Origin of the sequence: Neorhizobium puerariae (genome assembly GCF_042429745.1) — a bacterium.
GTDB lineage: Bacteria > Pseudomonadota > Alphaproteobacteria > Rhizobiales > Rhizobiaceae > Neorhizobium > Neorhizobium puerariae.
On record NZ_JBHMAA010000032.1, the window covers coordinates 205,543 to 230,104 of the forward strand.

General features: G+C 61.6%; 23 protein-coding genes, 1 pseudogene and 2 riboswitches. Of the genes and pseudogenes, 12 read left to right on the forward strand and 12 right to left on the reverse strand.

From position 1 onward, the window contains the following. Positions 1–163: 163 nt before the first annotated feature. Entirely contained in the window at positions 164–1,402 is a 1,239-nt protein-coding gene (gene aztD / locus ACFFP0_RS25465; RefSeq protein WP_377265021.1) for a zinc metallochaperone AztD, read from the forward strand. A gap of 166 nt (positions 1,403–1,568) precedes the next feature. Next, positions 1,569–2,774: a GTP-binding protein gene (locus tag ACFFP0_RS25470; RefSeq protein ID WP_377265022.1), complete on the forward strand. Its 1,206-nt coding sequence runs from the start codon at positions 1,569–1,571 to the stop codon at positions 2,772–2,774. A gap of 98 nt (positions 2,775–2,872) precedes the next feature. On the opposite strand, the gene ACFFP0_RS25475 is transcribed toward ACFFP0_RS25470, so the two are convergent. The 8 genes and pseudogenes from ACFFP0_RS25475 to ACFFP0_RS25510 form a co-directional block, all read right to left on the reverse strand. Continuing rightward, positions 2,873–3,817: an ABC transporter substrate-binding protein gene (locus ACFFP0_RS25475; protein ID WP_377265023.1), complete on the reverse strand. Its 945-nt coding sequence runs from the start codon at positions 3,815–3,817 to the stop codon at positions 2,873–2,875. After that, positions 3,814–4,596 carry an ABC transporter permease gene (locus ACFFP0_RS25480; protein ID WP_377265024.1) on the reverse strand — a complete coding sequence of 261 codons (783 nt, stop codon included), beginning with the start codon at positions 4,594–4,596 and terminating at the stop codon, positions 3,814–3,816. Before ACFFP0_RS25480 ends, ACFFP0_RS25475 begins: the two co-directional genes overlap by 4 nt. Positions 4,597–4,729: 133 nt before the next feature. After that, positions 4,730–4,832, reverse strand: a riboswitch (TPP riboswitch). A 98-nt stretch (positions 4,833–4,930) separates the two neighbouring features. Next, the gene (gene nrdF, locus ACFFP0_RS25485; RefSeq protein ID WP_377265025.1) at positions 4,931–5,905 is read right to left on the reverse strand and encodes a class 1b ribonucleoside-diphosphate reductase subunit beta; all 975 of its coding nucleotides are present in this window, start codon (positions 5,903–5,905) and stop codon (positions 4,931–4,933) included. 174 nt (positions 5,906–6,079) lie between these two features. Further along, on the reverse strand, positions 6,080–8,233 hold the full coding sequence (nrdE, locus tag ACFFP0_RS25490; protein ID WP_377265026.1) for a class 1b ribonucleoside-diphosphate reductase subunit alpha: 2,154 nt from the start codon (positions 8,231–8,233) through the stop codon (positions 6,080–6,082). Next, the gene (nrdI, locus tag ACFFP0_RS25495; protein WP_377265027.1) at positions 8,215–8,619 is read right to left on the reverse strand and encodes a class Ib ribonucleoside-diphosphate reductase assembly flavoprotein NrdI; all 405 of its coding nucleotides are present in this window, start codon (positions 8,617–8,619) and stop codon (positions 8,215–8,217) included. The genes nrdE and nrdI overlap by 19 nt, the downstream gene beginning before the upstream one ends. Before the next feature lie 12 nt (positions 8,620–8,631). After that, positions 8,632–8,853, reverse strand: coding sequence for a glutaredoxin-like protein NrdH (nrdH, locus tag ACFFP0_RS25500; RefSeq protein WP_377265028.1), 222 nt, complete (start codon positions 8,851–8,853; stop codon positions 8,632–8,634). 242 nt (positions 8,854–9,095) lie between these two features. Continuing rightward, positions 9,096–9,320: riboswitch (cobalamin riboswitch) on the reverse strand. 189 nt (positions 9,321–9,509) lie between these two features. Then, positions 9,510–11,405: pseudogene (locus ACFFP0_RS25505) on the reverse strand (bifunctional sugar phosphate isomerase/epimerase/4-hydroxyphenylpyruvate dioxygenase family protein). A 230-nt stretch (positions 11,406–11,635) separates the two neighbouring features. After that, positions 11,636–12,277 (reverse strand): alpha/beta hydrolase family protein, encoded by a 642-nt coding sequence (locus tag ACFFP0_RS25510; RefSeq protein WP_377265029.1) that lies wholly within the window; start codon positions 12,275–12,277, stop codon positions 11,636–11,638. A gap of 179 nt (positions 12,278–12,456) precedes the next feature. Here ACFFP0_RS25510 and ACFFP0_RS25515 point away from each other — a divergent pair, with 179 nt between their 5' ends. Further along, positions 12,457–12,696, forward strand: coding sequence for a DUF982 domain-containing protein (locus ACFFP0_RS25515; RefSeq protein WP_377265030.1), 240 nt, complete (start codon positions 12,457–12,459; stop codon positions 12,694–12,696). Positions 12,697–12,746: 50 nt separating this feature from the next. Here the strand turns inward: ACFFP0_RS25515 and ACFFP0_RS25520 are convergent, their stop codons facing one another. Beyond that, on the reverse strand, positions 12,747–13,385 hold the full coding sequence (locus ACFFP0_RS25520; protein ID WP_377265031.1) for a ChrR family anti-sigma-E factor: 639 nt from the start codon (positions 13,383–13,385) through the stop codon (positions 12,747–12,749). 338 nt (positions 13,386–13,723) lie between these two features. Between ACFFP0_RS25520 and ACFFP0_RS25525 the strand changes: the two genes are divergently transcribed. The 6 genes from ACFFP0_RS25525 to ACFFP0_RS25550 all read left to right on the forward strand — a co-directional run bounded on the left by ACFFP0_RS25525 (position 13,724) and on the right by ACFFP0_RS25550 (position 18,283). After that, positions 13,724–14,761, forward strand: a complete 1,038-nt coding sequence (locus ACFFP0_RS25525) for a cysteine synthase A (RefSeq protein WP_377265032.1) — start codon at positions 13,724–13,726, stop codon at positions 14,759–14,761. A 21-nt stretch (positions 14,762–14,782) separates the two neighbouring features. After that, positions 14,783–15,520 (forward strand): alanyl-tRNA editing protein, encoded by a 738-nt coding sequence (locus ACFFP0_RS25530; protein WP_377265033.1) that lies wholly within the window; start codon positions 14,783–14,785, stop codon positions 15,518–15,520. 50 nt (positions 15,521–15,570) lie between these two features. Continuing rightward, entirely contained in the window at positions 15,571–16,437 is an 867-nt protein-coding gene (gene sseA / locus ACFFP0_RS25535) for a 3-mercaptopyruvate sulfurtransferase (RefSeq protein ID WP_377265034.1), read from the forward strand. Between the two features lie 5 nt (positions 16,438–16,442). Next, positions 16,443–17,003 (forward strand): GNAT family N-acetyltransferase, encoded by a 561-nt coding sequence (locus tag ACFFP0_RS25540; protein ID WP_377265035.1) that lies wholly within the window; start codon positions 16,443–16,445, stop codon positions 17,001–17,003. A gap of 55 nt (positions 17,004–17,058) precedes the next feature. Further along, a complete protein-coding gene (locus tag ACFFP0_RS25545; RefSeq protein ID WP_377265036.1) occupies positions 17,059–17,712 on the forward strand; it encodes a hypothetical protein in 654 nt (217 codons plus the stop codon). 67 nt (positions 17,713–17,779) lie between these two features. Beyond that, the gene (locus ACFFP0_RS25550; RefSeq protein ID WP_377265037.1) at positions 17,780–18,283 is read left to right on the forward strand and encodes a DUF1203 domain-containing protein; all 504 of its coding nucleotides are present in this window, start codon (positions 17,780–17,782) and stop codon (positions 18,281–18,283) included. 48 nt (positions 18,284–18,331) lie between these two features. Here the strand turns inward: ACFFP0_RS25550 and ACFFP0_RS25555 are convergent, their stop codons facing one another. Both ACFFP0_RS25555 and ald read right to left on the reverse strand, forming a co-directional pair. Continuing rightward, positions 18,332–19,024: a PadR family transcriptional regulator gene (locus ACFFP0_RS25555; RefSeq protein WP_377265038.1), complete on the reverse strand. Its 693-nt coding sequence runs from the start codon at positions 19,022–19,024 to the stop codon at positions 18,332–18,334. 196 nt (positions 19,025–19,220) lie between these two features. Next, a complete protein-coding gene (gene ald / locus ACFFP0_RS25560) occupies positions 19,221–20,339 on the reverse strand; it encodes an alanine dehydrogenase (RefSeq protein ID WP_377265039.1) in 1,119 nt (372 codons plus the stop codon). Between the two features lie 156 nt (positions 20,340–20,495). On the opposite strand from ald, the gene ACFFP0_RS25565 reads away from it, so the two are divergent. Both ACFFP0_RS25565 and ACFFP0_RS25570 read left to right on the forward strand, forming a co-directional pair. After that, positions 20,496–20,963 (forward strand): Lrp/AsnC family transcriptional regulator, encoded by a 468-nt coding sequence (locus tag ACFFP0_RS25565; RefSeq protein ID WP_377265040.1) that lies wholly within the window; start codon positions 20,496–20,498, stop codon positions 20,961–20,963. A 306-nt stretch (positions 20,964–21,269) separates the two neighbouring features. After that, complete coding sequence (locus ACFFP0_RS25570) at positions 21,270–21,614, forward strand: PilZ domain-containing protein (RefSeq protein ID WP_377265041.1); 345 nt, start codon at positions 21,270–21,272, stop codon at positions 21,612–21,614. A gap of 11 nt (positions 21,615–21,625) precedes the next feature. Here ACFFP0_RS25570 and ACFFP0_RS25575 read toward each other — a convergent pair whose 3' ends face one another. Further along, positions 21,626–22,339, reverse strand: coding sequence for a hypothetical protein (locus ACFFP0_RS25575; protein ID WP_377265042.1), 714 nt, complete (start codon positions 22,337–22,339; stop codon positions 21,626–21,628). Positions 22,340–22,522: 183 nt separating this feature from the next. Between ACFFP0_RS25575 and ACFFP0_RS25580 the strand changes: the two genes are divergently transcribed. Further along, positions 22,523–24,511, forward strand: coding sequence for a bifunctional 2',3'-cyclic-nucleotide 2'-phosphodiesterase/3'-nucleotidase (locus tag ACFFP0_RS25580; RefSeq protein ID WP_377265043.1), 1,989 nt, complete (start codon positions 22,523–22,525; stop codon positions 24,509–24,511). The last annotated feature ends 51 nt before the right edge of the window (positions 24,512–24,562 follow it).

A 24,562-nucleotide genomic window follows, 5' to 3' on the forward strand; every position in this document is an offset into this window, starting at 1 on the left:
CGTTCGTCAAACGGAAAGTTATGTAATAACGTATCATTTATATGTAGCGACGATGTATCCGCCGGCGGCAGGAGAGAGGACACGAAGCCGCCGCAGGCCGATCCAGGCCGCATCGCGATCCGTTTTATCCGCACTTCTTTTTGCAACCAGGGAAGGGAAACCCATGAGTTTGAATGTCACCCGAAACCGCCTGATGGCAGCCGTCGCGGCCGGTCTCGTCTTCGTCGCGCAGGCAACTCTTGCCGACGACGATCACGAGACGAAGGAAGCGTGGCGGCTCTTCGTCGCCGATCATACCCAACCGGTCGTTCGCGCCATCGACTTCGAGAGCGGCAAGGAACTTGGCCGCTACGACACGAAGGGTTATGCGGCGTTGACCGCCAGCGCATCCGGCCAGACCGTCTTCGCGACGCAGTCGGATTCAGATATCGTGCATGTGATCAGGACCGGCATCGAGTTCTCCGACCACGGCGAACATCGCGATCTGGATGTATCGGATGCCGGCCTGCTGCCGGTAACCTTCGAGGGGAAACGCCCTTTCCATGTCGTGCCGCACGACGATCACGCGATCCTTTTCTACGATCGCGGAGGCAAGGCCGAGATTATCGATGAAGCCGCGCTTCTCGAAGGCAAGGCCGACGTGCGAACGATCGATACCACGGCTCCCCATCACGGCGTCGCGGTCACGATGGGCAAATTCGTGCTGGTGTCCGCCCCCGATACCGAAGCCAAGACGAAACCGGACGAGCTGCCGCCACGCATCGGCCTGAGGGTCATCGACGAAAAGGGCGAACAGGTCGGCGACATCACGAAATGCACAGATCTCCACGGCGAAGCCACATCTGCGCGCCTTATCGCGGTCGGCTGCAAGGAAGGCGTTCTGGTCGCGCGGCCCGGCGGCACCGGGGGACCGAAGCTCGAAATGCTGAACTATCCGGAAAACCTTCCCAAGGGTTATGTCGGCACCCTGCTCGGGGGCAGGACGATGCAGTTCTTTCTCGGCAACTACGGCGAGGACAAGGTCGTGCTGATCGACCCCGACGGCAAGGAGCCCTATCGCCTCGTCGAACTCCCGACCCGGCGGGTGGATTTCATCCTCGATCCCGCCGATCCCCGCAATGCCTATATCCTCACCGAAGACGGCAATCTCCATGTCCTCGACGTCATCAAGGGCGAAATCGTCCGCAAGGCGAACGTCACCGAGCCCTATAGCAAGGACGGACACTGGAGAGACCCGCGGCCGCGCCTGGCGGTCGCCGACGGCCGGATCGCCCTCACCGATCCCCGCCATGCGCTCGTGCGCGTCATCGACGCCGAAACGCTGAAGGAAACCCGCACGATCCCGGTCGAAGGGCAGCCTTTCTCCATCGTCGCGGTGGGCGGTTCCGGCGCATCTCATTGATGTGAGATGTGCAGATACGGGGTCGAGACGGCGGCCCCGTATCCTGGCCCGCCGAAAACAGCGGAGCGTCGAAGGTCCGAAGCCGACCGGGGCCAAAGCCCTGAAACCCTGTGCCCCGGCTACGTCGCCCGCTCGTCGAACTACAAACATGAATGGAGATGGACATATGAAGAGGAAGCTTCCGGTCACGGTTCTTTCCGGCTTTCTCGGCGCCGGCAAGACGACATTGCTCAACCATATCCTCGCCAACCGCGAGGGGATGCGGGTGGCGCTCATCGTCAACGACATGAGCGAGATCAACATCGACGCCGCGCTTGTGCGGGAGGGTGGCGCCAACCTTTCCCGCACACAGGAACAGCTTGTCGAAATGACCAACGGCTGCATCTGCTGCACGCTGCGGGACGATCTTCTCAACGAGGTGCGGGCGCTCGCCGAACAAGGCCGCTTCGACTACCTGCTGATCGAATCCACCGGGATCGCCGAACCGCTTCCCGTTGCTGCGACCTTCGATTTCCGCGACGAACAGGGCCGGAGCCTCTCCGATGTCGCCCGGCTCGATACCATGGTCACGGTGGTCGATGCTGCGAACCTGCTCGCCGACTACGGTTCCGCGGACTTCCTCGCCGATCGCGGAGAGACAGCCGGCGACGGCGACAACCGTACCATCGTCGATCTGCTCGTCGAACAGATAGAGTTCGCCGATGTCGTCGTCCTCAACAAGGTCAGCACCGCCACGGCCGCGCAACGGGACGCGGCGCGGAAGATCATCGTCGCACTCAACCCGGATGCGAAACTGATCGAGGCCGATTTCGGCAGGGTGGACCTCGAGGACGTGCTTGGCACGGGCCGCTTCGAGTTCGGGAAAGCCGAGCAGAATCCTCTGTGGTTCAAGGAATTGCATGGCTTCAAGGACCATGTGCCGGAGACCGAGGAATACGGCATCCGCTCTTTCGTCTACCGGGCCAGGCAGCCCTTTGAACCCATGCTCTTCCAACGCTTTGTCGAGCGGTCGTGGCCGGGCGTGGTGCGGGCAAAAGGTTTCTTCTGGCTGGCGACGCGTCCGCTCCATGTCGGTGAGATCAGTCAGGCCGGATCGCTGGTCAGGACCGGCAAGATGGGGCTGTGGTGGGCCGCCGTGGCGAGGGAGCAGTGGCCGCGCGATCCCGGTTTCGCTGCGATGATGAAACCCTATCTCGACCCGGTATGGGGCGACCGGCGGCAGGAAATCGTCTTCATTGGCGCCGATCCGATGAGCGAGGAGAAAATCCGCACCGAACTCGACGCCTGCCTGATCGACAGCCCCGTTTTCATGCCGGAACTGTGGCGCAACCTGCCCGATCCTTTCGCAAGCTGGGATCGCCAGGCGGCCTGAGGCCGACATGAAGCCGGCGCGATGTCCTGCGCAATGAGCAACCGCCTCTTCCGACTGAGGCGCTCGGATATCATTGCGCGGGACTTCATTGTGGCGATCTAGCGGATCTCGACCGCGACGTCGTCTGGAGCCGGTGCAGCCTCGATCAGCCCCATCTCCTGCATGAAGGCGCCGAAACGGGCGTAGCGGGCACGATCGAGAGCGGACGGGCGCTTTGCGAAACGCGGCAGCGTATCGAAGAACGCCGTCCGGTTCAGTTCGTCGTCGAGGTTGGGATAGGCCTTGACGAAGAGACGCCATGCCTCCTGCGGATGGTTGGTGATATAGATCGAGGCCTGTTCCACGGCCGCGAGAAACCGCGGCAACCTGCCGTCCTGCGCGAGATCGCGGCGCGTGACGAAGATCAGCTCGTCATAAGCCGGAACGCCATGCTCCTCGGGAAAGAAGGCGCGTCCCTCATGTCCTTCGAGCTTCATCTGCGTCAGTTCGAAGTTGCGGAAGCCGCCGAGCGTCGCATCCACCTTGCCGCCGATCAGCGAGGGAGACAGGGAAAAGTTGACGTTGATCAGTTCCACGTCCTCGTTGGTGAGACCTTCGGAGGCCAGCATGCGCTTCAGCATGGCGTCCTCGAAACCGGTCACCGAAAAACCGACCTTCCTACCCTTCAGGTCCTTGAGACTTTTGACCGGGCCGTCCGCCAGCACCGTCACCGTATTGAGCGGCGTTTCGACAAGCGTCCCGAAGCGAACGAGCGGCAGGCCGGCTTCGTGGTCGAGATAGAGATTGGGCTGGTAGTGGATGCCGATATCCGCCTGACCGGCAGATACCAGACGCGGCACCGCGGAGGGGTCGGAGGGAGGGATCAGTTCCACATCGAGGCCCGCAGCGGTGAACAATCCCCGCTCCCCGGCGATCACCATCGGCGCATGGTCGGGATTGACGAACCATTCGAGAAGCACGGTGAGCTTGTCGGCGGCTTGCGAGGAGGCAGGCGCAAGCGCGCCGGCAAGCGCCACGAAGGAGGCGAAAAGGATGCGGATCATGATCGTGCAGAACTCCTGAACGAGGGTGAGGATGTGGGATCGGCTTCGCTGGCCCAGGGCGCCAGGCCAACTGTCAGCCGATCGATGAGAAGCCGTAGTGCGAGCGTGAGGATTGCGAGCACGGCCATTGCCGCAAACACCATATCGGTCTGCATGCGGGCATTGGACTGAACCATGACGAAGCCAAGCCCGCCGGACGCGCCGACCCATTCGCCGACGACGGCGCCGAGCGGCGCCAGCGGCCCGGCAACCCGAAGGCCGGAAACGAGGCTCGGGATCGCCAGCGGCACCCGGATGCCGACAAGAGCCTGCCAGTGATGGGCGCCGTCGAGCGAAACGGCATCGAGGATTTCCCGGTCGGTGCGCCGCAGCCCGTCGGCGAATGCCGAGGCAACCGGGAAGAAGATGATGATTGTCGTCATTGCCACCTTCGAGGCTAGGCCGAAGCCGAGCCAGAGAACCAGGATCGGAGCGAGTACGAAAACGGGAAAGGCCTGCAGGATCAGAACCATCGGCCAGACGAGGCGGCCGAGAAGCGGCAATGCCGCAACCCCGAAGGCGGTGGCGGCGCCGAGGACGGCGCCGAACAGCAGCCCCAGGACGATCTCCGTCAGGGTGATGATGCTGTGCCGCAGCAGAAAGCCGGGCTGATGCAGAAAGGCGGCGGCCACCGCCATCGGCGACGGCAGAATATATCTCGGCGGCGCAAACAGCCAGACGCCCGTCTGCCAGAGAGCGACAAGCACGATGATGCCAAGACCTGCATGAGACGCGCGCATGACGTGGTCAGCCGCGATGATAGGCCGCTACCGGACATTCCTCGAATAAAAAGCGAAGCGCAGATATCATCGTTCGATCTCCAGACAAACCAATCACGGAGATCCAGGTGAAGCGGAGAAGAGAAAGTATCGTCGGCGACGCCATTTCCGTTCCTACGCCGGCATAACCCGGATCAGGTTCAAGGGTCCGGCTCACCGCCATCTCAGCATCGTACGATGCTCCCCTCGGAATGGTACGAAACTGTCGACTTTCCAGGCGCCTGTCAATGGGCACGGAAAGATCGACAAAAAGCGCGGCAACAGCAGCGCCGGGACCCAACGATACACGCAGTCGTCAGAAATTCCAGTCCTCGTCCTCGGTCGCCACCGCCTTGCCGATGACATAGGACGATCCTGACCCGGAGAAGAAGTCGTGGTTCTCGTCGGCATTCGGCGAGAGCGCCGAAAGGATCGCGGGATTGACCTTGCAGGCTTCGGACGGGAACAGTGCCTCATAGCCAAGGTTCATCAACGCCTTGTTGGCGTTGTAATGCAGGAATTTCTTGACGTCCTCGGTCAGTCCGACGCCGTCATAAAGGTCTTCCGTGTACTTTGCCTCGTTGTCGTAGAGTTCGAGCAGCAGGTCGAAGGCGAAATCCTTGATCTCCTGCCGCCTTTCCTCGCCCAGCCGCTCAAGCTCGCGCTGGAATTTATAGCCGATGTAATAGCCGTGCACCGCCTCGTCACGGATGATGAGGCGGATGAGATCGGCAGTGTTGGTCAGCTTGGCGCGGCTCGACCAGTACATCGGCAGATAGAAGCCGGAATAGAACAGGAAGCTTTCGAGGAAGACGCTGGCGACCTTTTTCTTCAGCGCATCACCGGATGCATACTGCTCCATGATCAGCGCGGATTTGCGCTGCAGGAATTCGTTCTCCTCCGACCAGCGATAGGCATCGTCGACATCCGGCGTCAGGCAGAGCGTCGAGAAGATCGATGAATAGGAGCGCGCATGCACCGCCTCCATGAAGGCGACATTGGAGAGCACGGCCTCCTCGTGCTGCGTGGCCGCATCCTCCATCAACCGCACGGCGCCGACCCCGTTCTGGATCGTGTCGAGCAGGGTCAGGCCCGTGAAGACCCGGATGGTGAGTTGCTGCTCCTCGGGCTTCAGCGTCGCCCAGGAGGGGATGTCGTTCGACAGCGGCACCTTTTCCGGCAGCCAGAAGTTTCCTGTGAGGCGGTTCCAGACTTCGAGGTCCTTGTCGTCCTCGATGCGGTTCCAGTTGATGGCTCGGATGCGTGAGATCGGCCTGATGGCGACGTTCATTGATGGATTTCCTCGACAAATTGTGATGGTGCCCGGAGCCCCCTCACCCTGCCCTCTCCCGAAGGAGAGAGGAGGACGCCGCGCATGCCGCATCTGTCTTCTTCCCATCGGGAAGAAGGTGCCGGCAGGCGAATGAGGGGGCCACGCGCTCGAAGGCCCGCGGCTGAAATCAGGTCAGAGCGTACAAGACACGCAGCCCTGCACCTCGGTGCCGGACAGCGCCATCTGGCGCAGCCGGATGTAGTAGATGGTCTTGATGCCCTTCCTCCAGGCGTAAATCTGCGCCCGGTTGATGTCGCGCGTCGTCGCCGTGTCGCGGAAGAACAGCGTCAGCGACAGGCCCTGATCGACATGCCGGGTGGCCGCAGCGTAGGTGTCGATGATCTTTTCCGGACCGATCTCGTAGGCGTCCTGATAATATTCGAGATTGTCGCCGGTCATGAAGGCGGCCGGATAATAGACGCGGCCGATCTTGCCCTCCTTGCGAATCTCGATCTTCGAAACGATCGGATGGATCGAGGAGGTGGAGTGGTTGATATAGGAGATCGAGCCGGTCGGCGGCACCGCCTGGAGGTTCTGGTTATAAAGACCGGAGGTCATGACCGCCTGTTTCAGCGCCAGCCAGTCCTCCCGCGTCGGGATGTGGATGCCGGCCGTCTCGAACAGCCCGGCGACCTTCTCCGTCGCCGGTTTCCATTCGGCCTCTGTGTATTTGTCGAAATACTCGCCGGATGCGTATTTCGAATTCTCGAACCCCCTGAAGCTCGTACCTCGCTCGGCCGCCAGAAGGTTCGAGGCGCGCAGCGCGTGATACGTCACCGTATAGAAGTAGATGTCGGTGAAATCGATGCCCTCTTGCGAGCCGTAGAAGATGCGTTCGCGGGCGAGATAGCCATGCAGGTTCATCTGCCCGAGGCCGATCGCGTGGCTTTCGTCATTGCCCTTCTCGATCGATGGAACCGAGGCGATATGGCTCATGTCGGAGACTGCGGTCAACGCCCGGATCGCCGTCTCGATCGTCTTGCCGAAATCGGAGGAATCCATCGCCGCCGCAATGTTCAGCGAGCCGAGATTGCAGGAGATATCCTTGCCCATATGTTCGTATGACAGGTCGTCGTTAAACGTGCTTGCCTCGCTCACCTGCAGGATCTCCGAGCAGAGATTGCTCATGGTGATGCGCCCCGCAACCGGATTGACCCGGTTCACCGTGTCCTCGAACATGAGGTAGGGATAGCCGCTCTCGAACTGGATCTCGGCGATGATCTGGAAGAACTCGCGCGCCTTGATCTTTCTTTTGCGGATGCGGGCATCCTCGACCATCTCGCGATATTTCTCCGTCACCGAAATCTCGGTGAAGGGCATCCCGTAGACGCGCTCCACGTCATGGGGCGAGAACAGGTACATGTCCTCGTTGTTCCTGGCGAGTTCGAAAGTAATGTCCGGGATGACGACCCCGAGCGAGAGCGTCTTGATCCTGATCTTCTCGTCGGCATTCTCACGTTTCGTATCGAGGAAACGCATGATGTCGGGGTGGTGTGCATGCAGGTAGACCGCGCCCGCCCCTTGCCGTGCGCCGAGCTGGTTGGCGTAGGAGAACGAATCTTCCAGGAGCTTCATGATCGGAATGATGCCGGAGGACTGGTTCTCGATCTGCTTGATCGGCGCACCAGCCTCGCGGATGTTGGTGAGCGACAGCGCAACGCCGCCGCCCCGCTTCGATAGCTGCAGGGCCGAGTTGATCGAGCGGCCGATCGACTCCATGTTGTCCTCGACGCGCAGCAGGAAGCAGGAGACGAGTTCGCCCCGCTGCTTCTTGCCGGCATTGAGAAAAGTCGGGGTCGCCGGCTGGAAGCGGCCGGAAATGATTTCCTCCACGAGACCGCGGGCAAGCTCCTCGTCGCCGCGCGCCAGCGTCAGCGCCACCATGCAGACGCGGTCCTCATAACGCTCCAGATAGCGTTTTCCGTCGAAGGTCTTCAGCGTGTAGCTGGTGTAGTATTTGAAGGCTCCCAGGAAGGTGGGGAAACGGAATTTCCTGGCATAGGCCTGATCGAAGAGATCGCGGACGAAATTGAAGGAATACTGGTCCAGAACCTCCTGCTCGTAATAGCCTTCGGTCACCAGGTAATCGAGCTTTTCCCGAAGGTTATGGAAGAAGACCGTATTCTGGTTGACGTGCTGGAGGAAATATTGACGTGCGGCCAGCCGGTCCTTGTCGAGCTGGATTCGGCCCTGCTCGTCGTAGAGGTTCAGCATGGCGTTCAGCGCGTGGTAATCCAGCGCGGGTTCCGCGGCCTTCGCCGGCCTGTCTAGCGTAAGCGTGTCCAAAATCGTTCCAATCCATGTCTGACGTTAGCGACGTCCTCGACCGTTCCAAGAAGCTCGAAACGATAGAGGAAGGGCACGGCGCACCTGGCGGAGATGATGTCTCCGGCAAGCGCGAAAGCCGCGCCGAAATTGGTGTTGCCCGCTGCGATGACGCCACGAAGCAGATTGCGGTTGCCGGCATCATTCAGGAAATGGATCACCGGTTTCGGCACCGCCCCTTTCGTGCCTCCGCCGCCATAGGTCGGCACGATGAGCACATAAGGCTGCCGTACCGAAGGCGGAATCGCGCTGCCGTCCATCGGCAGGCGCAGCGCCGGCATGTCCAGCCTCTCCACGAAACGCCGCGTGTTCTCCGACCGGCTGGAGAAATAGACGATATCGCCCATGGCTGGGACGTATCAGACGAGACTGCCGATCATGTCGGGCCGGAAGCCGGCCCAGTGCCGCTCTCCCGCCACGACGACCGGGACCTGGCGATATCCGAGCCTCCGGACGAGCTCGTAAGCCGCGGCGTCAGCGGACACGTCGATGACGGTGTAATCGATCCCCTGGCGATCGAGCGCGCGGGTGGTCGCGGTGCACTGGACGCAGGCAGGCTTGCTGTAGACGGTAATGTTCATTGTGTTCCTCGTGTTTCGAAAAAGCATGCAACATCGTTCGGGCATCCGCCGATGCCCGGGCAATGAAACTGGAATGGACGCAGCCGTAACCGGCAGCCGGACGCAGAGCGTCCGTCACGCCTTACGGATCAGTACTGTTCAACATGGACTTCACCCCGAAGTGGCTCTGCGGGGTATTCGGGAAAACGGCGCCCACAGGTTTCATCCCGCAAACCGCCGTTCGCCATCCGGACACCCCGCCCGTGGACGTTCTGCTCGAGGCAGGTCTCCTGGCTCGCGGGTCGTCGCATCCGCCCCTCGCCTTCCCGAAGCCTTCCGGCCCAGTGGCTTTATCGGACGTATGCTCTCCGCCTACAGTTGCGGGGGCAGCTCCGGACTTGCAGCCTTCCTCATGAAGGCCACGCACCGTATTCCCTCTTAGCTCCCCATCCTTACGAATCGGAAGCACCTCGAACACTAGATATAGTAGACGAGGTTAAAATCACGTCAATAGCTATGAAAATCACACATCAAGAGCAGGCAGCAGCGGAAAGCCTCCCGGACGGTGGACGGGCATGGCGAAACGGCCCTCGCGATGGGGCCTCGCTCGTCGGAGGAACGCTATGGATATGGCGTGACATGGCCAGTTGCAGTTCAGGCGACAAACGCGGTTGCCGTCAGATCCTTGGTATGCCGTCCGGTCTCAGGGCTTTCTTGAGCGCCGCGATACGGAAGATCGCGTTGGGGGCGCCATAACCGCGATATCCTCGCCTTTCGACGATCTCGAAGAAGAAGCCTTCTCCGTAGGTCATGCTGTAGAGCTGGAAATATTCGCCGTGTTCGTCGCGATCGTAGAGGATGTTGTCGGCCTTCAGCCGCTCCGTCAGGTCCGGATCGAGGCCGAAGCGCGCCTCCACGTCGCCATAGTAGTTCGGCGATATCTGCAACGGCCGGAAACCGTTCCGGCGGAGCGCCGCCGCCGTCGCAAAGATGTCGTCCGTGTGAAATGCGAGATGCTGGACGCCTGAGCCGAACTTTTCCGCGATGAAGTGCCCGGCCAGCGTCCGACGGTTCGGCGCCGTTGAGCGTGATCCGCAGCGATCCGGAACCATTCTCCACCACCTGGCTGCGCACAACGCCGGCGGGATCGATGATGTCGACCATCGGCGTTTTCCGCATGCCGAAGATCGAGGTATAGAACAGAAGCTAGGTCAGCATCTCGTCATAACCGACGGTCTGGGCGATGTGATCCACATGCAGGAGATGCGCCGGCATCACCGCGGCATCGTCCTCGATGGGCATGAAATCGATCTCGGAAAACCTGCCGAGCTCGCTTTGATCGTCGATGAGATAAACCAGCCCGCCGCCGACGCCACGGATTGCCGGTATCTCCACTTCGCCGGGGCCGACCGGCTGGCTGAACGGCTCGGCGTCCAGCGCCACGGCACGCGCGAGCGCAGCCCGGGCATCATCGACGACCAGCGCCATCGCATAGGCCGAGGTGCCGTGCATGGCAAAGGAGGCATTGGGAACCCCTTCCCCTCGGTGTTGACGAGAAGGCGGATATCCCCCTGACGGAACAGATCGACCTTCTTCGCGCGATGCGACGCCACCTTCGCAAAACCCAGCGCCCTCAGGATGCCGACGAGATCGGCCGCCTCCTTTTCATCGGCGGAGAACTCCACGAAGCCGACGCCCCTGACCTCGGCCCGGTCCGGCATGGCGGCTACGGTCAATCCCGTCGCATCGGGTATGCGGCGCACCCGATCGCCCAGGTAGATCAGCGAGCGGTGACCGTCCGCGGCAATCGACCGGGTCGAGCCGCTGCGGAACTGGTCGTTGAAGATCTCCAGCGAAAAATAGCCGTCATAACCGGTCTCGGCGACCGCGGCCGTGAAATCCGTCACGGGAAGGTCCCCCTCGCCCGGCATGTTGCGGAAATGCCGGCTCCAGTAAAGCAGGTCCATGTCGATCAGCGGGGCATCGGCAAGCTGGACGATGAAGATCTTGTCCCTGGGGATGGAACGGATCGAGTTGATGTCGATCTTGCGCGCTTGCGCGACAGCGTGTGGAAACTAGCGAGGATGAGCCCGATATTCGAATGGCCGGCACGGCGCACGATCTCCCACGCGTCGCGATGGTCGTTGATGTGGCGCCCCCAGGCAAGCGCCTCATAACCGATCCTCAGACCTCGTCTGGCGGCCCGTTCGCCGAGCTCATGGAAATCCGCAGCCGCCCGGTCGATACCACCGAGCGATACCGGCGAGACATTCGAGCAGACCAGCAGAAGATCGGTACCGAGTTCCTGCATGACATCAAACTTGCGTTCGGCGCGGTCGAAAGTGCATGTCCGCAGGGGTTCGGGCATGCCTTCGAAATCTCGGAAGGGCTGGAACAGAGTGATCTCCAGTCCGAAATCGCGCACCATCCTGCCCACATCTGCCGGACTGCCGTCGAAGGCCAGAAATCGTTTTCGAATATCTCCACCCCCTCGAACCCCGCCTTCGCTATCGCCTCAAGCTTCTCGGGCAACTCCCCGCTGATCGATACGGTCGCGCGATCGACGTCTTCATGCATTCCTCCATTCCCCCGGAACGGCTCGGAGACATGAAGGCGCCGGCGTGTCCGAAGTCGCATGTCCAACATCGCAACCTTTATCATATCCATTATTTGTACCAAATAGTTCGTAAGGGAAATAATGGCTGCCCGGCTCCGCGACGCCCGCACGTCTCCTTTCGGAGACATTGGTACTCATGCCTCCTGCAGGCGCTCCAGATTCCAGGAAGGCGCAATGACCTCCCCGCTAGACTTCCAATCCTCCAGCCCAGGCGAATACCGCTTCCGCCATGGCGGCGAGGTGATCGGCCGTGGAGAAGCCGGAGATCTTCCTGCGCGGCTTCAGATCGTGGTCGCCATCCTCCAGCCAGAGGATTTCGATCGTTTCGGACAAATGATAGCCGGGTACCTCATCCCGGGCGCCGAACTCGTCACGCGTTCCCTGGCAGATCAGGGCGGGCGTCTTCAGTTCCTTCAGGTGCTGCGTGCGGAGTTGGTCGGGCTTGCCCGGCGGGTGGAATGGATAACCGAGGCACAGGAGGCCCGCGATCCTGCCCTCCGCATGAAGTTCATCGGCGACCATGCTCGCGACCCTTCCGCCCATGGACTTCCCGCCGATGATCAGCGGGCCTTTCGCGTGAAATTCGGCGATGGCCGCCTTGTATTCCGGATTGAGGGTCTCCGCTCGCGGCGGCGGTTTGCGGTCCCCCGACATACGCCGGGCCGCCATGTAGGCGAATTCGAAGCGCGCTACGCGGAACCCTTTCTCCGACAGCGCTTCGGCCGACGCCGTCATCGAGGCGGAATCCATCCGAGCACCGGCGCCATGTGCAAGCAGTATGGTGAAACGCGCCTCATTCGGTCCCTTGATCAGAAATCGGTCCGACATCCTATTCCCTTCATTTCGCAAGTATTCCCCAAAATCCCGCGCCTGAGAATAACAGATGGACGACATGCCAGGGGCGTCGCCGCAATCGTCCATGATTGCAAATTTTTCTCATTCTCGCGGAACCAAACTTCATCTAAATTGTTTCTACGGGTTGGGTACTCAGGGAGGAGGCGAAAGACATGCAGACTAGCTGGCAGAAACCTGTTCGTGTTGCGTTTGGACATCTTGGGACCGAAGTCATCAACGGGCCGTTCGAAGCACTGGCCTTGTTGACCGACCGCTGGCCCGATATGCGCGGGCCTCATTTCGTCAAGGCACGCAGCGCCTGCCGCGCCGCGCTCGACGGACGGAGGTCGCCGGAAGAAGCGCGCCAGCAGTTCGAACAGGCCGTGAGCGAAGCACAGCTTCATTTGAACTGAGAATACGAAGGAAAAGCTGGCCGGCATCGCCGGCCTTTTTCTTTTCCGCTTCAGATGCCGAGAATATCCGCGACCAGCCTCAATCGAGAGCCGGAAAGCGTGATCGGCGCGAAAAGAACGGAAAAACAGATGCACGGCCCCTGCTTTCCCGCAACCGGCCGATGTTCCAGCATTTCGTCGGCAATCGAGACATCCCCGCGGCTGAAATTGCCGCGGTGATCGTGGAATTCCCCTTCCAGAACCAGGGTCAGTTCGAGGCCGCGATGACCGTGATGGGGCAGCGCCCTGCCCGCCCGCACCCACAGAAGACTCGCTTCGACATCCGGCACCTTTTCGATGACGTACTGGCGAAATCCGGGCAGCTTCGTTTTCCAGGGAATGTCCGCGAGGCTGCTTCCCGTATAGGCCTGCATCGATGAGGGAAAGCGCTTTTCCGCGTCCATCCGGGGCGCCGCCGGCAAGGGAGCCGAGTTCAGGATCGTCGTCAACTGCAAGTCGCGGGAGGACATTGCAACCGGGTCGCTGCGCCGCAAGGCGGCGCCGGCCAGTTCGTCAAGGGTATCGGCAAACCGCAAGGCCGTGGCCTGCATCTCCAGATGAGCCCCAACAAGGACATGAGCCGGCTCCGGAAGGGAACCGGCAACGTAATGCGCGATCAGAAGATCCAACCTTTCAAGGTTCAGCAGCATGTCCGTGGCCAGTTTCGCGAGCGGTATTTAAGCACCGCACGACAAATTCACGAATGGCATGGATCAGTATTTGCTTCAACAACATTCGCGCCATGCGCGGCAGGAAGTTGATATTACTATTTCCGATATAATAACGGGCGGGTTTCCGTGATCTGCGCACCGGCCGAAGAGCCGGCCGCGAAACCTCTTTACCGTCCTCCATCGCCTCGGCCAGGCGGCCCGCAGGGAGATGAATTTTACCGGGCCCCAACCCGAACGGAAACAGAATTTCTTGCCCTCGGGTGCTTGTGCGCGGAAAAGACCCGTCTTAAATCTCCAGGGAACAACAAGGTGCCGCGATGACCTCTCACTCCTCCGTCCTCAGCGTGATCGGCAATACGCCCCTTATCCGGCTCAAGGGCGCCTCGGAAGCGACCGGCTGCGAAATCCTCGGCAAGGCGGAGTTCCTGAACCCAGGCCAGTCGGTCAAGGACCGCGCCGCGCTCTACATCATCCGCGATGCGGAAAAGAAGGGCCTTCTGCGTCCGGGCGGCGTGATCGTCGAAGGCACGGCCGGCAATACCGGCATCGGGCTCACGCTGGTCGCCAAGGCGCTCGGCTACCGGACGGTCATCGTCATCCCGGAAACGCAGAGCCAGGAGAAGAAGGACGCGCTGAAGCTGCTTGGCGCCGAGCTGGTCGAAGTTCCCGCCGTTCCCTACAAGAACCCGAACAACTACGTGAAGATTTCCGGGCGCCTGGCCGAAGAGCTTGCCAGGACGGACCCTGCCGGCGCGATCTGGGCAAACCAGTTCGACAACGTCGCCAACCGGGAAGCCCATATCCAGACTACAGCACCTGAAATCTGGGAACAGACCGAAGGCAAGGTCGATGGCTTCATCTGCTCCGTCGGCTCGGGCGGTACGCTCGCCGGCGTTGCCATGGGACTGAAGGCCAGAAACCCGAACATCAAGATCGGCATCGCCGATCCGGAGGGTGCGGCGCTCTACGATTATTACGCCCATGGCGAGCTGAAGGCCGAGGGCTCCTCGATCACCGAAGGCATCGGCCAGGGCCGCGTCACCGCCAATCTCGAAGGCTTCACGCCAGATTTCGCCTATCGCGTCACGGATGCGGAAGCGTTGCCGGTCATTTTCGACCTCGTCGAGAACGAGGGCCTCTGCCTCGGCGGTTCCACCGGCATCAACGTCGCCGGTGCGATCCGGCTCGCCAGGGACCTCGGTCCCGGGCACACGATCGTGACGATCCTCTGCGACTACGGCAACCGCTATCAGTCGAAGCTCTTCAATCCGGACTTCCTGAAGTCGAAGGGCCTGCCGATTCCCGCCTGGCTGACGCGAAAGCCGAACATTCCCGTCCCCTTCCAGACTGCCTGATATTCGGGATTCGAGTGATCCATGCCCGTTGAAACCCTTTACCGCGACGACTTCTACCTTTCGACGGCCGAAGCGGTGGTGACGGCGCTTCACGAAGACGGCGGCATAGAGCTGGACCGCACCTGCTTCTATGCCACGTCCGGCGGGCAGCCCGGCGATACCGGTTTCCTCGAGCGCGCCGATGGCACGAAGATAGCACTCGGCCAGACCAGGCACGGCGCCACCAAGGATATCGTCATCCATGTGCCGCTTGAGGGCGAGCAACAGCCGCTTGTCGGCGAAAAGCTGGTGCTGCACATCGACTGGCAGCGGCGCTACCGGCTGATGCGCATGCACACCGCCTGCCATCTGCTTTCGGTCGTGTGCCCCTACCCCATCACGGGCGCAGCCGTCGGAGAAGAGGAATCGCGCGTCGATTTCGACATGAGCGAGACGATCGACAAGGACGAGGTGACGGCGAAGCTGATGGAGCTCGTCCACCAGAACCACCCCGCCTATGTCCAGTGGATCACCGACGAGGAACTGATCGCCAATCCGGGAATCGTCAAATCGAAGAACGTCCGCCCGCCGCTCGGGCTCGGGCGCGTCAGCCTCGTCTGCATCGGGGAAAATTCCAGCGTTGACAGCCAGCCCTGCGGCGGCACACATGTCTCCGAAACGCAGGAGGTCGGAGCGATTCATATCGCCAAGATCGAGAAGAAGGGCAAGGAGAACCGCCGTTTCCGCATCAGGTTCGGCGAGCCCGGCGCAGAGGTCTGAGCGACAAATCCTAACCGTCCGGAGCCCCATGGGCCCAAGGGAGACATATCATGAGCGAAACCAGCCGTTTCGTCGTTTCGTCCGAGTGGCTTCACAAGGAACTCGGCAGCCCGGATCTCAGAATTCTCGACGCGTCGTTCTACCTGCCGGCACAGAACCGCAATGCCGATGCGGAATATGCTGCCGGGCATATTCCCGGCGCCATCCGCTTCGATCACGACAAGGTCGCCGACCATTCCACCGGTCTGCCACACATGGTCCCGTCGCCCGAGGTCTTTGCGGAAGCGACCGGCCGGATGGGCATCAGCGAAAAGGATCGCATCGTCATCTATGACGGGCCTGGCATCTTCTCCGCGCCCCGCGCGTGGTGGCTGTTCCGCATCATGGGCGCCAAACAGGTCTTCGTGCTCGATGGCGGGCTCGACGGATGGAAGGCCGAGGGACGTCCCCTGGAGACGGCATTGCCTTCCTCCACGCCCAGCACCTTCAAGACAGATTTCCGGGTGGACAAGGTGATCGACTTCCAGACGATGCTGTCCATCGTCGGAGACGGTTCGCGGCAGATCGCCGATGCCCGGTCGGCCGGACGCTTTGCCGGCACGGAGCCGGAACCCCGCGCCGGCATGCGCTCAGGCCATATGCCCGGCGCTCGCAGCCTTCCCTCCGGCACATTCTCCGTAAACGGCAAGCTGAAGTCGCTGCCGGAACTGCGGAAAGCCATAGAAGATGCCGGGATCGACTTCGGGCAGCCTGTGGTGACGAGCTGCGGTTCGGGCATCACCGCCGCGATCATCACCCTGGCACTCGAGTCCCTCGGCCATGAGGACAACGCGCTTTATGACGGCTCGTGGACCGAATGGGGCAACCGTCAGGATACGCCGGTCGTCACCGGCCCGCCGTCGCCCAGCGCGGCCTGACGCCCATGGCCAGGAAGCCCGCTCCGCTCACGGCCCATGTCACCCAGCTGGAAATGACCGCACCGCCCAAGGCTAGCCTGCCGGTGCCGGTCAACATCCAGACGGCGATCATTCGCGCGCCTGACATTCCGCTCCATTACTACCGCTATCTTTACCGGCAGGTGGGCAAGCGCTGGCACTGGTACAAGCGGCTCCGGATGAGCGACGAGGAGCTGGCTGCGGCGATCCACAGCCCGCAGGCGTCCGTCACCGTGCTCTACGTCAACGGCGCTCCGGCTGGTTTCTTCGAACTCCGGCAGGAGAATGAGGAAATCGTCGAGCTCTCCTATTTCGGGCTCTTCGAACGTGCGATCGGGCTCGGCATCGGAAAATGGTTCCTGCTCCAGGCGCTCTATGCCGCCTGGCAGAACAATCCGGCAAAGGTCACCGTCACGACCAACACGCTGGACCATCCGCGGGCGCTGCAGCTCTACCAGATGATGGGCTTCTCGCCGGTTTCGACCTACGAGGCCCTGATCCAGCCCATGACGGACACGGAATTGCTGGCGCTGATCAAGAACAATTGAACGGTGCGACGCGCGGCTTGCCCTCTCCGGCGAGCCGTCATAAAAGCGTCACATAATGAACAGTTTTTCCGATCGGCGCCCTGCGGCCGCCGGACTTCTCAAAATCCTGTCGCTCCTGATCATCATTCTCGGCACTCCGCTGGGTATCGCCCTGCCCGGCTGGTGGGGTTGGGAGAACGGCCCTGTCGAGAACATTCAGGCCGCCATCCTGATCTTCGGGCTGATCCATGCGGTGCGGTTCTACCGCCGGTCGGACGACCGTTCGAAGTGGCTCTGGCTTGCCGGCATCCCGCTCTGGTTCGTGCTGGTCGCGCGGGAATTCAGCTTCGGCGCGACCTTCCTGCCGCCGACCGCGATGTCGGCGCATGGTCCGGCCTATTCGGTGGGCCAACTGCCCTACAAACCCTTCATCACTCCCGCGGTGCTTGTCCTGATCGCTTTCAGCGTCGCAATCATCGTCATCAAGAGGCTGGCGGAACTTGGCCTCGAACTCGCCCGCGAAGGCACCGCACCATGGGTGTCCCTCGGCCTCGTCGCCGTCGGCATGCTGCTTTCCAGCATCGCCGAGGGCCACATGGGAATCAAGCTTCCGTTCGACGGAAACACATCGCAGAATATCGAGGAAATCATCGAGTTCGGCGCTTACCTTGCCCTCTGGGCCGCCCAATTCGAGATTTTTCACGCTCTTTCCAGTCGCAGGCCTGTTTGACGCAGGTATCGGGTGGCGGCGCGTCCCCGGCAGGCGCATTCCTGTACGACAAAAACAGGAGAGTTCCATGACGATCGCCTTCACCGCCATGCCTGCCGAAACCGCAGCACATTTGTGGAACGGCGGCGCCGACGCCTATGGTCGCCCGCCGGAGACAACGGTTTCGGATGGCCCCGGCCACCCCTGCCGCCATTGCCTGAGGAATATCGGGGCCGGCGAAGAAATGTTCATCCTCGCCTATCGCCCTTTCCCCAAGCTGCAGCCCTATGCGGAAACTGGGCCGATCTTCCTGCACAGGCAACCGTGCGAACGTTATCGCGCGACGGAAATCCTGCCGCCCATCCTCTCCAGTCCCGATTACATCGTCCGGGGTTACGGTCATGACGACCGGATCGTTTATGGCAGCGGCGCGGTGACGCCGACCGAAAAGATCGCCTCCCGCGCCGGGGAACTGCTTGCCCGCGACGAGATCGCCTACGTGCATGTCCGCTCGGCGCGCAACAACTGCTACCAGTGCCGCATCGACAAGGGCGACGAAGCCGCATTCGCGGATGCGGGACTGGCGATTTGACAACGAAGGCGCGCCGCCCTTCGGAAGGGGCGCGCCATCATCAAGGGTTCAGTTCTGGCTTTCGCTGCCCCGGGCGTCATCGCCGCGCTCGATGCGGTCGGCAAGGTCGAGCAGGAGCTTGACGAACTCGCCGCCCTTCCTTTCGTCTTCCTCGATCTTGCGGGCGATCACTTCCCGCAAATTCAGCATGGCGGCATCGACGCTACGCGGCAGCACGGGGCCGGAATCACGGCCACGTTCGTGACGCTCCTGGCGCTCCCTGATCCGCTCGGCGACCTGTGAAAGCCGATCGAGGATGGTCGCGGCAAAGCTGCGGTTCTCGTCGAGGAACTTGCGCCCCTCGTCGGTGATCCCATAACGCTTCTTGTTGCCGTCGGCTTCCGCCACCACGTAGCCCGCCTCTTCGAGATAGGTCAGCGTCGGGTAGATCACGCCCGGGCTCGGCGCATAGAAGCCGTAGGTCAGATCCTCGATGTGCTTGATGATCTCGTAGCCGTGGCGCGGCTCCTTCTCGATCAGCGCAAGCACGACGAGACGCAGGTCGCCCTGCATCAGGAAACGGCCGATCCGGCCATCGCCTTCATCACCGAAACCGCGGCCACCCGGGCCACCCCGGCCGCCGAAACCACGCCCGAAGCCGCCGCCGAACGGGCCGCCCCGCGCGGCAAACATTTCCTCAAACTTCTGGCGACCACCGCGTTCGCGGCAGCCATGGCGTCCATCAAACCTGTGTCCAAACATATCCTGTCTCCTTCAGACTGCCTTTCGATATATCTAAAGATAGCCCGAATGCGGCTTGCGTCAAGTTGTTCGATATATCTAAATCATATCGGATTGGTTTTGAACGCAGAAAAACGCCGGATGCAAGGCAACCGGCGTATCAGAGCGAGCGGACGACACGGCAGGCGCCCTACGCCATAGCAGGACGCAAGGCGCCTTACGCCACGTTCAGCAGGCTTTCCGGCGCGAATGCCTCGTAACCCAGCGCTTCGGCGACCGGCCTGCTGGTCACCCTGCCCTTGTGGACATTCAGGCCATTGCGCAGATGCTTGTCCTCTGCAATCGCGCGCAAGCCACGGTCGGCAAGTGCCAAGCCATGATGAAGGGTCGCATTGTTCAGCGCCTGCGCGGACGTGATCGGCACGGCGCCAGGCATGTTCGCCACGCAGTAATGCACGATGCCGTCGACCTCGTAGGTCGGGTCGGAGTGCGTGGTGGCATGCGAGGTCTCGAAGCACCCTCCCTGGTCGATCGCGACATCGACCATGACCGCGCCCTGCTTCATGCCGGACAGCATCTCGCGGCTGACCAGCTTCGGTGCGGCAGCCCCCGGGATCAGCACGGCGCCGATGACGAGATCGGCGGAGAAGACTTCCTCTTCCACGGCGTCGATCGTCGAATAGCGCGTGTGGACGCGGCCGTTGAAAATGTCGTCGAGCTGGCGGAGCCGCGGCAGAGAGCGGTCGATAATGGTGACATCCGCGCCAAGGCCCGCCGCCATCCTTGCTGCGTGCAGGCCGACGACGCCGCCACCGATCACCGCGACCTTGGCCGGCAGGACGCCCGGCACACCGCCGAGCAGGATGCCGCGACCGCCATTGGCCTTCTGCAATGCGGTGGCGCCTGCCTGGATCGCCAGCCGGCCGGCGACTTCGGACATGGGAGCCAACAGCGGCAAGCCGCCGCGCTCGTCGGTTACCGTCTCATACGCGACGGCGGTTACGCCGGAGGCGAGCAGGCCCCTGGTCTGCTCCGGATCGGGTGCGAGATGGAGATAGGTATAAAGAAGCTGCCCCTCCCGAAGCTCGGCCCATTCGGCCGGCTGCGGTTCCTTGACCTTCACGACCATGTCGGACTTTTCGAAGATTTCCTTGGCGGTGCCGACGATCCTGGCGCCTGCGGCCATATAGGCGGCATCGTCCGCGCCGATGCCCGCGCCCGCCTTGGTTTCGATCAGGACCTCGTGGCCGTGCGCCACGTATTCGCGCACCGCACCGGGCGTCAGGCCCACACGATATTCATGATTCTTGATTTCCTTCGGGCACCCGACACGCATGCAGCGCTCCTCCTTGTCCGTCGGCTTTCGCCTGTTACAGTTCCCACCATCCAGCTAACCAGAGAATCCGTGGAATGTCCTTGCGAAGACGAATTGCGGGGAACCCGTTTTTCGTCGATTATTGCATCTGGAGAGAATTTTTCGAAGGAACTTCGAATGAGCAGCCTGGATGCCATCGATCTTGCGATCATGCGGACGCTTCAGGAGAACGGCCGCATCTCCAATGCCGAGCTTGCGGAGCGCGCGGGCCTGTCACCCTCGGCCTGTTCGCGCCGCCTCGACATCCTGGAGAAGAGCGGCACGATCAGCGGCTATCATGCCCGCCTTTCCAACAAGGCGCTCGACTACAAGATGATCGTGATCGTCCACATCTCGCTGTCGGGCCAGTTCGCCAAGACGCTCGCCGAATTCGAGGCGGCGGTCAAACTCTGTCCCAACGTGCTCGTCTGCTACCTGATGTCCGGCGAATACGACTATATCCTGCGTATCGCGGCCAAGGACCTGGAAGACTACGAACGCATCCACCGCGACTGGCTTTCGGCCCTGCCGCATGTGGTGAAGATCAATTCCAGCTTTGCACTTCGCGAAATCATCGATCGCCCGAATATCAATGTCGGGTTGTGACATGCCGGCTCATTAAATGCCCTCGAGGATTGCGCCTGCTGCAACGACACAGGCGGCAGTATATTCTCGCGGTCGGAGTTCCCCTGGGAATAACCAGCCCAACCGGAACAGCAACGGTGGCCTCACGCAGCACCGGGACGGACAGGTCCGTATCAGGCCTGCGATGTCCTCCGAAGAGGCCGCCAAACCGTTTCGAATCTTCTCGCGCGGCGGCGGGAATTGGTCGACTTTTAAAGATCGCTCTAAACGGGCTGAAACCTGTGCCTGTTATCAAGCGGGCACAGGGAACAACCATTTGGAGGTGTCATGCTGAGCAAGACCATCGGGATGAAGATCCGCAGCACCCCGCGCCGGAAAACTCGCGTCCTCGGCACGGTGAAATACTACAGCCAGGCAGCCCAGGGCCGTATCGTGGATCTCTCCGCCACCGGCATGGCGCTTGACATTACCGGCCCTTTCCACGCCGCGAACGGGAGCACGGTCAAGATCGAGAGCGACGAACTCGGCGTTCTAGAAGGCACGGTCAAATGGCGCCGCAGCGGTCGTCTCGGCATCCAGTTCAGGCCGAATTCAAACGCCTCCGCGCAGGTGTCATCCTATTTCCGCTTCTTCCACAAGGATGTGAAGACCACGCTCACACGGGAGCGGTAATCCCGTAGCGATCATCTCTCGATCTGCACCCTGAAGTCATAGGGCTTGACGGACCTGGCGCCGAATGAGCGCGTCAGGTCGTTCCAATAGCTTCGGTTGACATCCACGCCGAGGGTCACGGGACCCGATTTCGGCGCCGCGCCCACCTCGAGATCCTTCACGTCGATCGATGCGGCATTGGTATTGGCCCCGGAGAGGACGATGGTTGCGGCCTCCTTCGGAACGGCGATGGCCGTTGTCTGCTCCTCGGGCGACAAGGGCTGAGCGGAAAGCACCTTGCCATCCCGGCCCAGGAACGTCACGCCACAGGTGGGGCACTCTCCCTTGCTCCAGGAGGAATCCACCTTCAATTCGAACTGGCCGGGAAGTTCGTTCGTCACCCCCTGGGCATAAGCGGTTCCGACAAGGCTGCCGATGAGCCCCCAGCCGACCTCGATCGGTTTCGGGGCCTGCGCATCTCCCTGCGTGGCCGCCATGATCAGCGCCGGCGCACCTATTCCCAGCAGCAGCGCTTTCTGCAACTCCTGCTCCTTGTAGATGACGGCGATGGCGGCCCCTATCCCGAAATAGACGGCAACCGCGACGGAGGCGCAAAGAACGGAAATCAAGGGATTGGGCGCGGAAACCAGCCACCGCTCGATTTCACCGCTCGCGAAAGCCTGCGCCTTGTCCACCAGGCTCGGGGCGACGCCACCGAACCCTCCGACCAATGCAATCTTGAACATCTCAACCCCTCCCATAATATTCCCCGTGGATTAAATCACAGATTGAATAATATATCAATATTCCCCTTATGCGAGATTATTTCAACTTGCATGTGGAACGGTTTCCGCCTGTCATTTTACTGATGCAAGCTTGTGCAATTGCGCTAAGCTGACCCTGGCCAAAGACCAGAGAGGGAGATAACCATGTCGTTTCCAACCGGCTTTCAATCCATGACCCGCCGCTCGCTTCTCGGCGGCATCGCGGCGTCCTCGGCGCTCGTGGTGCTGCATCCGTTCGCCGCCCGCGCACAGGCCAATCAGGCACATTTGCGGATCATGGAAACGACCGACATCCACGTCCATGTCTTCCCCTACGACTACTATGCCGACAAGCCGAACGACACGCTGGGCCTGGCCCGCACCGCCTCGATCATCGATGCGATCCGTGCGGAGGCCGGCAACTCCATGCTGATCGACAACGGCGACTTCCTGCAGGGCAACCCGATGGGCGACTACATCGCCTACGAGCGTGGCATGAAGGAGGGCGACAGGCACCCAGTCGTCAAGGCGATGAACGTGCTCGGCTACGATGCCGGCACGCTGGGCAACCACGAATTCAACTACGGCCTGGATTTCATGTTCAAGGTCCTGGCCGGCGCGGGCTTCCCCTATGTCTGCGCCAACCTGACCAAGGGCCAGCTTGCCTCCGATCCGAAGAAGGACGAGCTTTTCCTGAAGCCATACGTCATCGTCGAGAAGCAGATCCGTGACGGTTCGGGCGCAACGAGCCCGATCAAGGTCGGGTTCATCGGCTTCGTGCCGCCGCAGATCATGGTCTGGGACGCCAAGAACCTCGAAGGCAAGGCACAGACCCGCGATATCGTCGACGCGGCAAAGGCGTGGGTGCCGGCCATGAAGGAAGAAGGTGCCGATATCGTCATCGCCCTGTCCCATTCCGGCATCGACGGTTCCGGCTCAAGCGAGCGGATGGAGAACGCTTCGCTTTATCTGGCCGGCGTCGAGGGCATCGACGCCATCTTCACCGGGCACCAGCATCTCGTCTTCCCGGGGCCGAAGGACTTCGAAGGCATTGCGGGCGCCGACGCCAAGAAGGGCACGCTGATGGGCAAGCCCGCCGTCATGGGCGGCTTTTGGGGCTCGCATATGGGCCTTATCGACCTGCTCGTCGAAAAGGACGGAAAGAGCTGGAAGATCGTGGACTCCACGTCGGAGGCGCGGCCGATCTACCACCGGGACGAAGCGAAGAAAGTCGTCGCCGATTTCAAGGACAAGCCGGAGGTCACCGCCGCGGTCAAGGAGGAGCACGAGGCGACGCTTGCCTATGTGCGCCGCCCGGTTGGCAAGACGTCTGCGCCGCTCTATTCCTATTTCGCCCTTGTCGCCGACGATCCCTCCATCCAGATCGTTTCCAACGCGCAGACCTGGTACATCAAGGACATGCTCAAGGAAGGCCCGTACAAGGATCTTCCGGTGCTTTCGGCCGCGGCCCCCTTCAAGGCCGGCGGGCGCGGCGGCGCAGAATATTTCACCGACGTGCCGGCAGGCGACATCGCCATCAAGAATGTCGCCGATCTCTATCTCTATCCGAACACCGTCCAGGCGGTGCTGATTACCGGGGAGCAGGTCAAGAACTGGCTGGAGATGTCGGCCGGCATGTTCAACCAGGTACCCGCCGGAGCAAAGGACGCGCCGTTGCTCAACGACAGCTTCCCCTCCTACAACTACGACGTGATCGATGGCGTCACCTATCAGATCGACCTGTCGCAGCCAACGCGGTTCGACAAGGACGGCAAGCTGGTGAACCCGGATGCCAACCGCATCGTCGACCTCAAGTTCGACGGCAAGCCGATCGACCCAGCCCAGAAGTTCGTGGTCGCGACCAACAATTATCGCGCCGGCGGCGGCGGCAAGTTCCCGGAAATCGCAGGCGACAAGGTGATCTTCGTGGCCCCGGACACCAACCGCGACGTCATCGTGCGCTATATCGTCGAACAAGGCACCATCAACCCGTCCGCGGACGCCAACTGGTCGTTCAAGCCGGTGCCGGGCGCAACGGCGATCTTCCAGACCGGTCCCAAGGCCCGCCAGTTCGCATCCGCAGTCAAGGGCGCCAAGATCGAGGATGCCGGCGACGGCGAGAACGGTTTCGCCAAGTTCCGGCTGGTGCTGTAAGCCGCAGGGCTACATAGTGACGATGCGACGGCAGCCTTGTGGCTGCCGTCT

What these genes read in the sequence shown, in the direction of transcription:
- aztD (WP_377265021.1), top strand. Translation starts at nt 164, where the DNA reads ATGAGTTTGAATGTCACCCGAAACCGCCTGATGGCAGCCGTCGCGGCC.
- ACFFP0_RS25470 (WP_377265022.1), top strand. Translation starts at nt 1,569, where the DNA reads ATGAAGAGGAAGCTTCCGGTCACGGTTCTTTCCGGCTTTCTCGGCGCC.
- ACFFP0_RS25475 (WP_377265023.1), bottom strand. Translation starts at nt 3,817, where the DNA reads ATGATCCGCATCCTTTTCGCCTCCTTCGTGGCGCTTGCCGGCGCGCTT.
- ACFFP0_RS25480 (WP_377265024.1), bottom strand. Translation starts at nt 4,596, where the DNA reads ATGCGCGCGTCTCATGCAGGTCTTGGCATCATCGTGCTTGTCGCTCTC.
- nrdF (WP_377265025.1), bottom strand. Translation starts at nt 5,905, where the DNA reads ATGAACGTCGCCATCAGGCCGATCTCACGCATCCGAGCCATCAACTGG.
- nrdI (WP_377265027.1), bottom strand. Translation starts at nt 8,619, where the DNA reads ATGGGCGATATCGTCTATTTCTCCAGCCGGTCGGAGAACACGCGGCGT.
- nrdH (WP_377265028.1), bottom strand. Translation starts at nt 8,853, where the DNA reads ATGAACATTACCGTCTACAGCAAGCCTGCCTGCGTCCAGTGCACCGCG.
- ACFFP0_RS25510 (WP_377265029.1), bottom strand. Translation starts at nt 12,277, where the DNA reads ATGTCGGACCGATTTCTGATCAAGGGACCGAATGAGGCGCGTTTCACC.
- ACFFP0_RS25515 (WP_377265030.1), top strand. Translation starts at nt 12,457, where the DNA reads ATGCAGACTAGCTGGCAGAAACCTGTTCGTGTTGCGTTTGGACATCTT.
- ACFFP0_RS25520 (WP_377265031.1), bottom strand. Translation starts at nt 13,385, where the DNA reads ATGCTGCTGAACCTTGAAAGGTTGGATCTTCTGATCGCGCATTACGTT.
- ACFFP0_RS25525 (WP_377265032.1), top strand. Translation starts at nt 13,724, where the DNA reads ATGACCTCTCACTCCTCCGTCCTCAGCGTGATCGGCAATACGCCCCTT.
- ACFFP0_RS25530 (WP_377265033.1), top strand. Translation starts at nt 14,783, where the DNA reads ATGCCCGTTGAAACCCTTTACCGCGACGACTTCTACCTTTCGACGGCC.
- sseA (WP_377265034.1), top strand. Translation starts at nt 15,571, where the DNA reads ATGAGCGAAACCAGCCGTTTCGTCGTTTCGTCCGAGTGGCTTCACAAG.
- ACFFP0_RS25540 (WP_377265035.1), top strand. Translation starts at nt 16,443, where the DNA reads ATGGCCAGGAAGCCCGCTCCGCTCACGGCCCATGTCACCCAGCTGGAA.
- ACFFP0_RS25545 (WP_377265036.1), top strand. Translation starts at nt 17,059, where the DNA reads ATGAACAGTTTTTCCGATCGGCGCCCTGCGGCCGCCGGACTTCTCAAA.
- ACFFP0_RS25550 (WP_377265037.1), top strand. Translation starts at nt 17,780, where the DNA reads ATGACGATCGCCTTCACCGCCATGCCTGCCGAAACCGCAGCACATTTG.
- ACFFP0_RS25555 (WP_377265038.1), bottom strand. Translation starts at nt 19,024, where the DNA reads ATGTTTGGACACAGGTTTGATGGACGCCATGGCTGCCGCGAACGCGGT.
- ald (WP_377265039.1), bottom strand. Translation starts at nt 20,339, where the DNA reads ATGCGTGTCGGGTGCCCGAAGGAAATCAAGAATCATGAATATCGTGTG.
- ACFFP0_RS25565 (WP_377265040.1), top strand. Translation starts at nt 20,496, where the DNA reads ATGAGCAGCCTGGATGCCATCGATCTTGCGATCATGCGGACGCTTCAG.
- ACFFP0_RS25570 (WP_377265041.1), top strand. Translation starts at nt 21,270, where the DNA reads ATGCTGAGCAAGACCATCGGGATGAAGATCCGCAGCACCCCGCGCCGG.
- ACFFP0_RS25575 (WP_377265042.1), bottom strand. Translation starts at nt 22,339, where the DNA reads ATGTTCAAGATTGCATTGGTCGGAGGGTTCGGTGGCGTCGCCCCGAGC.
- ACFFP0_RS25580 (WP_377265043.1), top strand. Translation starts at nt 22,523, where the DNA reads ATGTCGTTTCCAACCGGCTTTCAATCCATGACCCGCCGCTCGCTTCTC.